Source organism: Enterococcus sp. FDAARGOS_553, assembly GCF_003812305.1.
In the GTDB taxonomy this organism is placed as follows: domain Bacteria; phylum Bacillota; class Bacilli; order Lactobacillales; family Enterococcaceae; genus Enterococcus_D; species Enterococcus_D gallinarum.
The window spans coordinates 1381420-1394368 of sequence record NZ_CP033740.1; the positions used below are offsets into that span (position 1 = coordinate 1381420).

At 42.8% G+C, this 12949-nt stretch carries 10 protein-coding genes; 9 read left to right on the forward strand and 1 reads right to left on the reverse strand.

Translation table 11 applies throughout. The features are described from left to right. Window positions 1–6 precede the first annotated feature (6 nt). From EGX73_RS07170 to EGX73_RS07185, 4 genes are all read left to right on the forward strand, one after another. Window positions 7–1836, forward strand: coding sequence for a carbohydrate-binding domain-containing protein (locus EGX73_RS07170; protein ID WP_123866843.1), 1830 nt, complete (start codon window positions 7–9; stop codon window positions 1834–1836). Between the two features lie 260 nt (window positions 1837–2096). After that, window positions 2097–3593 (forward strand): ABC transporter permease, encoded by a 1497-nt coding sequence (locus tag EGX73_RS07175; RefSeq protein WP_005472789.1) that lies wholly within the window; start codon window positions 2097–2099, stop codon window positions 3591–3593. A 10-nt stretch (window positions 3594–3603) separates the two neighbouring features. Further along, window positions 3604–4269 carry an ABC transporter ATP-binding protein gene (locus EGX73_RS07180; protein WP_003128554.1) on the forward strand — a complete coding sequence of 222 codons (666 nt, stop codon included), beginning with the start codon at window positions 3604–3606 and terminating at the stop codon, window positions 4267–4269. 115 nt (window positions 4270–4384) lie between these two features. Beyond that, window positions 4385–4837 (forward strand): YaiI/YqxD family protein, encoded by a 453-nt coding sequence (locus tag EGX73_RS07185; RefSeq protein ID WP_003128555.1) that lies wholly within the window; start codon window positions 4385–4387, stop codon window positions 4835–4837. A 27-nt stretch (window positions 4838–4864) separates the two neighbouring features. Here EGX73_RS07185 and EGX73_RS07190 read toward each other — a convergent pair whose 3' ends face one another. Beyond that, window positions 4865–6598: an AarF/ABC1/UbiB kinase family protein gene (locus tag EGX73_RS07190; protein WP_041119801.1), complete on the reverse strand. Its 1734-nt coding sequence runs from the start codon at window positions 6596–6598 to the stop codon at window positions 4865–4867. Between the two features lie 180 nt (window positions 6599–6778). On the opposite strand from EGX73_RS07190, the gene EGX73_RS07195 reads away from it, so the two are divergent. The 5 genes from EGX73_RS07195 to alr all read left to right on the forward strand — a co-directional run bounded on the left by EGX73_RS07195 (window position 6779) and on the right by alr (window position 12946). Then, window positions 6779–7834, forward strand: a complete 1056-nt coding sequence (locus EGX73_RS07195) for a D-alanine--D-alanine ligase (protein WP_003128558.1) — start codon at window positions 6779–6781, stop codon at window positions 7832–7834. An 86-nt stretch (window positions 7835–7920) separates the two neighbouring features. Beyond that, complete coding sequence (murF, locus tag EGX73_RS07200) at window positions 7921–9270, forward strand: UDP-N-acetylmuramoyl-tripeptide--D-alanyl-D-alanine ligase (protein WP_005472783.1); 1350 nt, start codon at window positions 7921–7923, stop codon at window positions 9268–9270. Between the two features lie 282 nt (window positions 9271–9552). Next, complete coding sequence (locus EGX73_RS07205; RefSeq protein WP_003128560.1) at window positions 9553–11061, forward strand: DEAD/DEAH box helicase; 1509 nt, start codon at window positions 9553–9555, stop codon at window positions 11059–11061. Window positions 11062–11414: 353 nt separating this feature from the next. Then, window positions 11415–11771, forward strand: a complete 357-nt coding sequence (gene acpS, locus EGX73_RS07210; protein ID WP_003128562.1) for a holo-ACP synthase — start codon at window positions 11415–11417, stop codon at window positions 11769–11771. Window positions 11772–11824: 53 nt separating this feature from the next. Beyond that, a complete protein-coding gene (gene alr / locus EGX73_RS07215) occupies window positions 11825–12946 on the forward strand; it encodes an alanine racemase (protein WP_003128563.1) in 1122 nt (373 codons plus the stop codon). Window positions 12947–12949: the final 3 nt, after the last annotated feature.

Below are 12949 nucleotides of genomic sequence, written 5' to 3' on the forward strand. Positions count from 1 at the left end.
AGACTAATGAAAAAAATCTACCCATTGTTTTTGGCACTGTTACTGGTAGCTTGTGCGCAGCAATCTGAAACAAATTCTTCAAGTTCTGCCACTGGAACTTCGGAAGCAACGGTTACGAATGGATCTACTTCTTTGGAAGATACAGATTATTATGGAAAGTATGAAGAAGAGGATTTGGATGCTTCTTATGAGTCATCTTCAGCCATAGCGATAAAACTGGCGGGTTCACAAACGGAAGCTGGAGAAGGATTTACAGTTGATGATCAAACAGTAACGATTACTTCGGCAGGGACATATATGGTCAGCGGTTCTTTGACAGATGGTCAGTTGAAAATCAACGTCGACAAAGAAGCCAAAGTTCATTTGATTTTTGCTGGAGTAAGTATCACGAATGCTAACAGTTCAGCAGTTGTTATCGAGCAGGCAGAGAAAGTCATTACGACATTAGCTGCGGATACAACAAATACGTTAACGGATGGAACGAGTTATACCTTTGCAGAAGGAGAAACCGAACCGGATGCTGCTTTTTATAGAAAAGACGATTTGTCGATCAATGGAGAAGGGAAATTGGTCATTGAAGGCAATTATAGCAACGGTATCCGCAGCAAAGACGATTTAGTCTTGGCAAGCGGCACCTATGAAATCACAGCAAAAAACAATGCGATCAAAGGAAAAGATTCGGTGTCGATTCGAGATGGGAATTATACTCTGACGACTTCTGAAGGAGATGGTATCCAAGCCAACAATACCGAAGATGCTACAAAAGGCTATATTGGGATTGATGGGGGTATATTTACGATCCAAAGTGGTCGGGATGGTATCCAAGCTGAGACAAATCTTAGTATTCAATCAGCAGAAATGACCGTTAAGACAGCTGATGGTGCAGATAGTCAAGCGGTCGTCGCTGATGAAAGTTATAAAGGAATGAAAGCAGGTGGATCCATCCTACTAGCAAGTGGTTCCTATACTATCGATAGTGCGGATGATAGTATCCACGCCAATGATTCAGTCACCATCAATGGCGGGGAGATTTCAGCAGCGACTGGAGATGATGGCATTCATGCAGACAATGGTTTAACCATTAATGATGGGACGATTATTGTCAACAAATCCTATGAAGGCTTAGAAGCAAGCGTCATCACCATTGCTGGTGGAGATATTCAAGTGCTAGCAAGCGATGATGGGGTAAATGCCGGCGGCGGCAGCGACACGACGGACAGCGGACAATTTGGACAAGATAGTTTTGGAGGAGGACCAGGCGGTGGCGATCAAGCAGACGATAGCAAAGAAGTTGTCATCACAGGTGGAACCTTGTCAATTGATGCTGAAGGAGATGGATTGGACAGCAATGGCAATGTCACAATGAGCGGTGGAATCGTGATTGTCAATGGACCGACGCAAGGCGGGAATGGCGCTTTAGATTATAATGGAACCTTTGAAATTACAGGTGGGACCCTCGTCGCTGCAGGAACCACTGATATGGCAATGAATGTGAGTGGCGGAACACAACGATCAGTGGCGATTACTTTCGATCAATCTCAGGCAGCAGACACGTTGATCACCTTGCAAGATACTGAGGGCAATACGTTATTATCCTATGCACCTAGTAAGGATTTTCAACATGTGGTGATTTCAAGTCCAGATTTACAATCAGCAGACTATACACTACTTAGTGGCGGCAGCAATAGTGAAACTTCTGTTTATGGTCTTTATCAAGGAGGAAGTGTGAAGGATGCTTCTGAATTAGGCACATTATCTTTAACAGATACCCTTTCAAATTTGACTCAATCTGGCGCAACTGCCACGACAAACCAAATGGGCGGATTTGGACGCTGATCAATTCTAGTAGCCCTCGTTGGAGGAACCAAAGAAAGAATACTACGAACGATGACCGCTACAACTTAGTTTATTCTTGCTATACATGATTGGTAAAAAGCCATTAAAGTGTAACATTCTGAAAGGATATTCTAGCCCTCCATTTCCGAGATTGAAGCAGACAGTGTCTAAAGATATCGTGGATAGACCATGCCTATTTTAAGGTGTACTTAAGCTAGTAAACATATAGTCAAGCTACGTTTAGTAGAGGAGGATATGAGATGAATTTTATGAAACGCGGCTTACAAAGTTTGTGGGCAAAGAAAGGTCGAAGTTTGCTGCTAATTGCTGTTTTTTCGGCAATTTTGATTTTTGTTTTAGCAGGATTGACAATCCGCAGTGCTGCTTTAGTCGCAACCGAAAACGCACAAAAAAGCGTGGGAGCGACGGTGACGCTGCAAGCCAATCGGGAGTCTCTTCGACAAAACAGCCAAACAGCTTCTTCAGATACTTCAGAGGGGGAGTCGACACCGCCCGATCCAGGCAGTTTCCAGAATACACCGGTAAATCTTAGTGATGCTCAAGCAATTGCAGCGTTAAGTGGGGTAGCATCCTATAGCTTTGAAGCGAGTACATCAGCCGATGCTGTCAGTGGCATTGAAGCTATTTCAAGTGAGGATGACGAAAGTACAGCGACAGAATCTACGGAGGATTCATCTAGAGCAACGAATGGCCAGCCAAGTGGGATGCCTAATATGCAAGGAGGCAGAATGAGCAGCGGCGATTTTCAAATCACTGGTGTTTCCGAAAGTACGAACTATACAAGTTTTTCAGAAGGCACCGCGAAAATTACCGATGGTGAAGCCATCACTGCAGGAGATGAAGGGACGAATCATGTCTTGATCGAATCAGAATTAGCAGAAGCAAATGGGCTTTCAGTTGGCGACAAATTTGTTATTTCTGATAGTGAAGACAATGAAGTCGAAGTAACGATCAAAGGGATCTATGAAACCAGTGAAGTTGGGAACAGTATGAGCCAAATGTTCAATTTTTTGAACCCAGCCAATACATTGTTTGCATCCTATACTCTCGTTAATACATTGGCGGGTAATGAGGATACGTTAGATTCGGCGACTTATACGTTGAGTGATCCTTCAGAAATGGACAGTTTCGTTGCTCAAGCTGAAAAACTGATTGATACCGATACCTACAGTATCCAAACGAATGATCAAATGTATCAGTCGATGTTGACACCATTGAATAATGTTGCAAGTTTTGCCAAAAATATAATTGTGCTAGTTGCGGTTGCCGGTGTCATCATATTGACATTGATCGTAATGTTGTCGATCAGAGAACGCAAATATGAGATCGGCGTTCTGTTATCTTTAGGCGAATCGCGAATAAAAGTCATTTTACAGTTTTTTACCGAGATTGCTATCTGTATGTTCTTTGCATTGGGAATCGCTGCAGCTAGTGGCAATGTTGTAGGGAATATCGTGGGCGAGCAGCTGTTGGCTCAACAAACGACAACGGAACAAGCGGACGCAGGGATGAATGGTCCGGAAGGAATGCCAAGTATGGGCAACGGCGGTCCTAATGGCAGAAGCGGGCTATCCGCTTTTACACCCTCGGCAGAAGTACAAGAGTTAGCTATTACGGTTTCATTCCAAGAAATCGGCTTATTGGCATTGTTAGGTGTAGGGATCAGCTTTGGGTCCATTCTATTATCTTCAGCTGGAATTTTGCGCCTCAATCCAAAAAAAATATTGGTTTCCTAGGAGGGATAGCATGACGTTACAAACAGAAAAATTAGGTTATTGGTACCAAACAGAATCTGAAGCCCTTTTTCGAGAAGTAGATTTGACCTTTGATTCTGGAAAAATGTACGCGATCCTTGGTTCCAGCGGTTCTGGTAAAACGACCTTTCTCTCATTAATCACGGGATTGGACACACCAAAAGAAGGGAATATTTATTACGATAACGAACCGTTGAACAAAATTGGATTGCGAGAATACCGTCGTAAAGATGTTTCTATCGTCTTTCAAGCTTATAATTTGTTGCCCTATATGTCGGCACTGGATAATGTGACTACCGCAATGGCGATTGCCAAGTCACAACAAACAGATAAAAAGGCATATGCTTTGGCAAACCTGGCTAAAGTTGGGATAACTGAAGAATTAGCTATGAAGAAAGTTACCCAGCTTTCGGGTGGACAGCAACAACGAGTGGCCATCGTCCGGGCTATATGCTGTGAACATGAGTTGATCGTGGCAGATGAGCCCACCGGTAATTTAGATGAAACGACCTCAAAAGATATCGTTCAACTGTTTCAAGAAATTGCCCATGAACAAAAGAAATGTATCATCTTAGTGACCCATGAACAAGAAGTAGCGAAAGTCTGTGATGTTGTTTATGAACTAAAAGAGCGTCAATTTGTCATGCGGGACTCCTAATAAACTTGTTACTGAAAGACTAAACTCAAGGCTGTATTTTCTCATCAGAGCGGATACAGCCTTGTCTTGCATCTTGCAGCAGAAACTTCTACAATAAAAGGAAGGGGGCGAGACGATGCGATTACTGATCGATGGGGATGGTTCCCCAGTAAAAAACGAAGTCATTGAATTAGGTGCGCAGTTTGCATTGCCAGTTGTGATCGTCACTAGTGTCGATCACTATACGGCCAAAGAATATCCTGATTTTGTTCATTTTGTCTATGTGGATAAGGGGGCCGATCGAGCCGACTATGAGATTGTTAAAGAAATTCAACCGGGCGATTTTTTAGTCACACAAGATTATGGCTTAGCTTCACTTGTATTACCAAAAAAAGCCCGTGTTTTTCATCATAACGGGACAGAATATTTGCCGGAGACTATCGACTTTTTATTAGGGCAACGGTATTTAGGAACACAAATGCGTAAAGCCGGGAAGCGGACCAAAGGACCGAAACCATTCACGAAAGAGGATCGTCAACAATTCAAACAAGTTCTAGAGCAAGAAATTAAAAAGACGATCCAGCAGTAACCATCATTGAGGAGACTGCTGGATCGTTTATTTTTTTCGAAAACGATCATAAAAATATTTTCCGGCAACGGTGACGATGGCCACAAAGGCTATACAATAGCCAAAGATACCCATTTGATGAACAAAGCTGCCCTGTTGGGGACTTGCAACGACTAAAAGAGAGGAACCTAAAATCACTGCTGCTAAGATAATGCCAATCACTAGCCGATTGATCATTTGATCAAAACGGTCCAGCAGCTGTTTTTGATGGCGGATCTCAATATTCAGACGATGCTTGCCAGTAGCTAGTGTGTTGACAGCAGCTAATGTTCGATCAGGGAGTCGACTGAGTGCTCGGAGACTTTTGGCACTGGCTAACAAACTTTTTTTCATTTCTTCTTCAAGATCCAGCTGCTGCAAAAAGTATTTCTGAGCAAATGGCTGTGTCACTTCCATCATCGATAATTGAGGGTCAAGTGCCTCGATTACTCCTTCAAGCGTTCCGAAAGCTTTAATCAGCAGCGTGATGTCACGGTGCATCTGTAGATGATTGTCATGACAGATAGTGATGACTTCAGCTAATACTTTTTGCAAATCAATATCTTTGATCGGCATGTTGTAATAATTTTCAACAAAAGACTGAAGATCTTGATAGAAATCCACTTCATCGAAGTTTCTTTCCCGACGGCAAAGGCGTAGGACAGCTCTACCAACTTGTTGGGTATCTTGAGTGTACAATGCGATCAAGGCATCTGCCAGCCGACTGCGAAGGGTCTGGTCCATATGTCCCATCATTCCGAAATCTAAAAAGATCAAGCGATAAGGCGGCAGTGTCTCCTCATCCTGCCATTTTAAGGAGTAATCAACACCGCCTAAAACACCAACTTTCTTTTTTACATGGAAAGGAGCTGTTTGCTGATCGGGATCCAGTGGTTGCAAGAAGATATTTCCAGGATGAGGGTCTGCATGGAAAAAGCCGTCTTCAAAGACTTGCTTCATAAAGTTCTCTACCAGCAGGGTACCGACCTCTTTCTTGATTTCTTTTACTGTCCGGTTGGGAAAAAATTGTTCATTGTTTTTTCGAGCAAGCAAACAGTTTAGGTTTTCTCCTTCCATATAGTCCATGACGATGACTTTACGTGTACACCACTGAGGATAGACTTTAGGAATCTCGATCTGCTGCCAGTGGTGATTGAAGTGATAAAACTCTTGCGCATTTTTCGTTTCTTGCAGAAAGTTTGTTTCATTATCCAATGAGCGTCGAACTTCATGCAGAACGCTTTTAAGATCCACCACATTCGTTTCTGGAATATAGCGAATCAAAGGAATCGCTTTTTCAAACAAATCGAGATCTACTTGGATAGCGGAAATAATGCCGGGATGCTGTACTTTGACAACAACTTCTTTGCCATCTTTTAGAGTCCCACGGTGAGCTTGACCGATAGATGCCGAAGCTAAGGGCTTTTCTTGCAAAGTTGTAAAAATGGCTGTCAGAGGTTGTTCCCATTCTGCTTCTAACAGCGCCTGGACTTGCGGAAAAGGATCGCTTTTGACATTGTCTTGCAAGTGTTTGAATTCATTGATAAAAGCGTCAGATAATAAGTCGCTACGGACGGAAAGCATTTGTCCGATTTTAATGAAGGTGGGTCCTAATTCTTCAAAGGCTTTGCGTACAGCGAGGGGATCTTGCTGCTTACTTAAATTTTGAATCACTTTGTATTTGAGAAACACTTGAACGATCTGTCTGAGTCTTTTTTTCTTAGATGGTGATTCCTGTTCCATACGGGCACCTCTATTCTTTAAGTTTCGCTAGTCTAATAGTACGAAGAAATCAAGAAACATTCAACTACGGATGATTTCAGTTGTTAAAATCGGCAAGAAATAATGTCGCAGCTTCGTTTTTGTGCTAAAATGTGGAAGAATTAGTTTTGGTAGAAACAATGAATACAGGAGGAATTTCTTTTGAAAATTATTTTATTATATGGCGGACGCAGTGCAGAGCATGATGTATCGCTTCTATCCGCTTTTTCAGTAGTCAATGCTGTATATTATAATTACTACCAAGTACAATTAGTAATGATCACGAGAGATGGCCAGTGGCTAAAAGGCTCTTTATTGACTGAAGCCCCTACATCCAAAGAAGTGTTGAATCTGACGGATTCGGCTTACCAAGGGACGCCGATCCAACCTGGTGAGATCAAGGAAGAGGATGCGATTGTTTTTCCGCTGCTCCACGGACCAAATGGAGAAGATGGAACGATCCAAGGTTTTCTAGAGACCATCGGCATGCCTTATGTAGGCGCAGGGGTTTTAACTAGTGCCTGTGGCATGGATAAGATTATGACCAAATATATCTTGCAGGCGGCGGGGATTCCGCAAGTTCCTTATGTACCCGTTCTTAAAAACTATTGGAAAGAAAATCCTAAAAAAGTATTTGAACAATGTGAAGGCAGTCTTTTGTATCCAATGTTTATCAAACCTGCCAATATGGGTTCAAGTGTTGGGATCACAAAAGCTGAAAATCGGGAAGAATTGCAAAATGCACTTCAAGAAGCCTACCGTTATGATACACGAGCGATCGTAGAACAAGGGATCGAAGCTCGCGAAATCGAAGTCGCTGTTCTTGGAAATGAAGATGTGCGTACAACAATGCCCGGCGAGATCGTTAAAGATGTAGCTTTTTATGATTACAATTCGAAGTATCTTGACAATAAGATTGAGATGCAGATCCCAGCTCAAATTCCTGAGGAGACACAAGCGAAAGCGCAAGAGTTTGCCAAAAAAGCTTATACGATGCTTGGAGGAAGCGGCCTCAGCCGCTGCGACTTTTTCTTGACGAACAAAAACGAATTATTCCTGAATGAATTGAACACGATGCCTGGTTTTACCGAGTTTAGTATGTACCCGCTGTTGTGGGAAAAAACCGGTCTGCCATATGGTGATTTGATTGAGGAATTGATTCAATTAGGAGTCAACCGTTTTAAACAGCGTCAAGCCTTTTTAACCGATGTCGAATAATCACAAATAGGGAAATCAGTTCAACTCAAGGTGAAGCTTGAAAGGACCATGATCTTCCCTGTTTTTAACTTAAGGAGATAAATAAGATGAATCTATCGATAAAAGAAGTTGCCGCTTTATTTGGCGTAGAATGTGCCGATCAGACAATGATCAGCAGTGTAGAATTTGACAGCCGCTTGGTCACTACCGATAGTTTGTTTGTGCCGTTGGCCGGAACGAGAGATGGCCATGAGTTTGCTCAACAAGCACAAGAAAAAGGAGCAATCGCTGCTTTTTGGAGCCATCCGACAATCCAGCCGCCAGAAGGACTAATGATCATCGAAGTATCAGACACCCTAGCTGCCTTTCAAAAGCTGGCAAAATTCTATAAAGAAAAACTGGCGCCAAAAGTAATTGCTATTACAGGTAGCAATGGTAAGACTACCACAAAAGATATGGTAGATGCGGTGGTGGCACAGCAGTTCAAAACCTACAAAACACAAGGAAATCACAATAATGAAATTGGTTTGCCACTAACGATTCTGCATGCACCAGCGGATACAGAAGTTCTTGTATTGGAGATGGGGATGGATCATGCGGGGGAAATCGAGGTCTTGTCACACTTGGCTCAGCCAGATGTTGCAGCGATCACATTGATCGGTGAAGCCCATATTGAGAATCTTGGTTCTCGTGAAGGAATCGCGAAAGCCAAGATGGAAATCACTGCCGGCTTAGACCCAGCAGGATTTTTCATGATACCAGCAGACGAGCCTTTATTGACCCCCTACCTTGCAGAGTTGACTCAGCAGGTAGAAACATTTGGTTTGGGTGAAGGCAATCTTAAAGGAACGATCCAAGAAGAAACCCAAGAACAAACAGCTTTTACGGTAGCGGATCAAGTCTATACGATTCCAGTGATCGGCGGCTACAATGTAAAGAATGCCTTGATCGCGATTGGCATCGGTCGTTATTTGGGGATTGAAGAAGAAAAAATCAAAGCAGGATTGGCTGATTTTCAACTGACAAAGAATCGTACACAATGGCTGAAAGCTGCGAATGGCGCCGCTATTTTAAGCGATGTCTATAATGCAAACCCAACAGCGATGGGATTAGTCTTAGACAGTTTCAGAAAATTGCCTCTGACTGGCAGACGGATCGCTGTGCTAGCAGACATGTTGGAGTTAGGTCCTGATTCAGCGAAGATGCATGCCGCGATGGCGGATCATTTAGATGAAAGGTTCGATTTGATCTTTTTGTACGGTAGTGAGATGCAAGCGTTGAAACGTGCATTGGATCAAAGCCGCTTAGCCGATCGAGTCCATTTCTTTAGCAAAGAGGAAAAAGCGGCGCTGATCACACAACTACAAAAAGAACTGCAGCCTACGGATAGCATTGTTTTAAAGGGGAGCAACGGAATGGGCCTGGTTGAGGTAATTGATTCTCTAACAGCAATGTAAAGTAAGCGTGAAATCTTGCTGAAATTTTCATTCTGTGCTATACTTATTTAATGCCGAAAGATGAAGCACAGAATGATTACTGTAAATAAACATTGACGTTTTGAGATAAAATGATGGCTGAGACAGAAAGATTTGTTTTAGCCTTTTATAATGCCTTCGTGAAGCGGTTTTTCGGTAACAAGAGAAAGATAAGAGATGGGACTGCTCTTGTGTTTCTGAAGAAAGTACGCTTCGATTAAAGAAAACAGGCATCATGATGATGACCAAATTAGGAGGATCCATTTGAAATTTAAAGATCTAGAATTATCAAACGAATTATTGACTTCTGTTGAGCGTGCCGGCTTTGAAGAAGCAACACCAATCCAAGAAGCAACAATTCCCCTTGCGTTGCAAGGAAGAGATGTCATCGGTCAAGCTCAGACCGGTACCGGAAAAACAGCAGCATTCGGCTTGCCAATGTTGGAAAAAATCGACCCAGCAAATCACCAACTACAAGGATTAGTGATTGCACCTACTCGGGAATTAGCGATCCAAACCCAAGAAGAACTATATCGTTTAGGAAAAGACAAAAAAATCCGGGTTCAAGCGGTTTACGGTGGTGCGGATATTGGTCGTCAAATCCGTCAACTAAAAGATCGTCCCCATATCGTTGTCGGTACACCAGGACGTATGTTAGACCATATCAACCGCCACACATTGAAACTTGGCACAGTGGAAACACTTGTTTTGGATGAAGCAGACGAAATGTTGAACATGGGCTTCTTGGAAGATATCGAGAAGATCATCAGCCAAGTACCTGAAGAACGTCAAACCTTACTATTTTCAGCAACAATGCCTCCTGCAATCAAGAGCATTGGCGTAAAATTCATGAAAAACCCTGAACATGTTCAAATCAAGGCGAAAGAAATGACGGCTGATTTGATCGATCAATATTATGTTCGTTCAAAAGACTATGAAAAATTCGATATTATGACTCGTTTGTTGGATGTACAAACACCTGAGTTGACGATCGTTTTTGGTCGGACAAAACGTCGTGTCGATGAATTGGCACGAGGACTAGAAGCTCGAGGCTACAAAGCGGAAGGAATCCATGGAGACTTGTCTCAACAAAAACGAATGAGCGTATTACGTTCATTCAAGAGCGGTCATTTAGATATTTTGGTTGCTACAGACGTTGCAGCTCGAGGATTAGATATTTCTGGTGTGACTCACGTCTACAACTATGATATTCCTCAAGATCCAGAGAGTTATGTTCACCGTATCGGACGGACGGGCCGTGCAGGTAAAGGCGGAATCTCCGTAACTTTCGTTACACCAAACGAAATGAGTTATTTGCATGTTATTGAAAATCTAACTAAAAAACGGATGTCACCAATGCGTCCACCAACCGAAAAAGAAGCTTTTAAGGGGCAATTAGGTGCAGCAATTGAACAAGTAGAAGTGAAAATGGATGAAAACGGGTTGGATAAATACCTCCAAGCTGCAGATGATTTATTGGAACGCTACTCAGCACAAGACTTGGCTGCTTTGCTTCTTAAAACAATCGCGAAAGATCCATCTGATCTTGTCCCTGTGAAGATCACACCAGAAAGACCATTACCGCAAGGAAAGAAATCTTTCAATAAAAATGGTCGTCGCAGCAACAACAGCAACAACCGCAACCGTAAAGACAACGGCGGCAACCGCAGCGGCAAAGCTCGAGGAAATTACAGCAAAGACGGCGCTCGCAAAAATAACCGTCGCAGCAATGACAAAAAACGCGGCTTCGTTATCCGCAACAATCAAGACTAGTCCTTAGAGGTCGCTTTCAGCACCTTTTTCGACACAAAATTATCTGAACTTTTTTCGATCAACCTGCCAATGTGTGCCACTGACCAAGAGGCCACTTGGCGTGATCGATCATTGTTCGGATATTTTTTTTGCCCTTTTTGAGAAAAGACGGTATAGTCAAGGAAAACTGGAGAACGAGCCTCTCAAAAATTTCTTAACCATCCATTAAACCCTTTAGTTTTGAGTGGTAATTCCCTTTTTTTTTGGTAGAATGAAACTAAAATAAATGCAGCTGATGTATTAAATAGATAGATATAAAATCGTAATGAACAGTCATGGAATAAAGGTTCTTGCTGAACAGAAAAGGATAGAAAATGATCAAAGGTATCGGGATCGATGCAGTAGAATTAGCCCGCATCAAAGAATTGATTGAAAACAAACCGCAATTTATTCAGCGTATATTAACTGAGAAGGAATCTGAACTGTTTTTCAAGCTGCCAAAAAAAAGGCAGATTGAATTTCTTGGGGGACGGTATGCTTGTAAAGAAGCTTTTTCGAAAGCTTGGGGAACAGGAATTGGGAAATTGTCTTTTCAAGATATCGAAGTTCTGACCAACGAGGCTGGAGCGCCCGTTGTTACAAAGGCACCTCACCCTCTACATCAGACGTTTGTCAGTATCACTCATACCAATGAGACTGCCTTTGCGCAAATCTTGTTGGAGAATGAATAATGCCAGAGATAGCGATTCGTTAAGGGAATCACTAGAGAAAGAAGGAAAGTGGAATGGTCGTTTCAATCCATAGACCAACGAAAGCCATTATAGATTTAAAGGCAATCAAAGAAAATGTTGAAAATGAAGTGGCGCGTTTGCCAAAGGCAACGGATTTATTTGCTGTGGTCAAAGCAAATGGCTACGGACATGGGGCTATTGAGACAGCAACAGCAGCTCTAGAAGGGGGCGCTTCCGGTTTTTGTGTTGCGACAGTCGATGAAGGTATCGAGTTGCGGGAAGCTGGATTCAGTGAACCAATATTGGTGTTGGGGATCGTTTCTGTGGCAGATATCGGTTTGCTGAGCTACTACAATCTTTCATTTCCAGTAAGTACGAACGAGTGGTTGCAAGAAGCGGCTGCTTTCTTGCAAAAAAATCCTGTCACCAATCCGCTGAAGGTCCATTTGAAAGTTGATACAGGAATGGGGCGAATTGGCTTTATTTCTAATGAAGAGTTACTCTCGGCTGTCAAATGGCTCCAAGAGCAGTCTTTGTTCACATGGGAAGGGGTTTTCACCCATTTTGCGACGGCCGATCAAGCAGATGATACGTATTGGCAAGAACAAAATCAACGGTTTCAAACCGCATTGGCATGTCTGCCTGAATTGCCAAGGTATGTCCATGCCGGCAATAGTGCTACTGCTTTGTGGCACGCAGAAGCCGTAGGGAACATGGTTCGCTATGGCATTGCGATGTATGGATTGAATCCTTCAGGAACGGCATTGCCAGAAACATATCCATTGAAACCAGCCTTGTCTCTTGTTTCTGAATTGGTCCAAGTGAAATTACTTGAAAAAGGAGCCGGAATTGGCTATGGTGAAACATATATCACGCCGCAAGCAGAATGGATCGGTACGGTACCGATTGGTTATGCGGACGGCTGGTTGCGAAAAATGCAAGGATTTTCTTTATTGGTAGCTGGTGAGTATTGTGAAATCGTTGGTCGTGTATGTATGGATCAGCTGATGATCCGTTTACCCCGGTCATTTCCTGCGGGAACAAAAGTCACATTGATCGGCGAAGATAACGGACAGTGCATCACTATGCAAAAGGTAGCGGAACAATTAGAGACGATTCATTATGAAGTGGCATGCACGCTTTCTGCAAGGGTGCCGCGAGAATATAAAAGTTAGGGT

Bases quoted from the DNA above. Each gene is read 5' to 3' on its own strand.
- EGX73_RS07170 (WP_123866843.1), top strand. From the start codon at position 7: ATGAAAAAAATCTACCCATTGTTTTTGGCACTGTTACTGGTAGCTTGT.
- EGX73_RS07175 (WP_005472789.1), top strand. From the start codon at position 2,097: ATGAATTTTATGAAACGCGGCTTACAAAGTTTGTGGGCAAAGAAAGGT.
- EGX73_RS07180 (WP_003128554.1), top strand. From the start codon at position 3,604: ATGACGTTACAAACAGAAAAATTAGGTTATTGGTACCAAACAGAATCT.
- EGX73_RS07185 (WP_003128555.1), top strand. From the start codon at position 4,385: ATGCGATTACTGATCGATGGGGATGGTTCCCCAGTAAAAAACGAAGTC.
- EGX73_RS07190 (WP_041119801.1), bottom strand. From the start codon at position 6,598: ATGGAACAGGAATCACCATCTAAGAAAAAAAGACTCAGACAGATCGTT.
- murF (WP_005472783.1), top strand. From the start codon at position 7,921: ATGAATCTATCGATAAAAGAAGTTGCCGCTTTATTTGGCGTAGAATGT.
- acpS (WP_003128562.1), top strand. From the start codon at position 11,415: ATGATCAAAGGTATCGGGATCGATGCAGTAGAATTAGCCCGCATCAAA.
- alr (WP_003128563.1), top strand. From the start codon at position 11,825: ATGGTCGTTTCAATCCATAGACCAACGAAAGCCATTATAGATTTAAAG.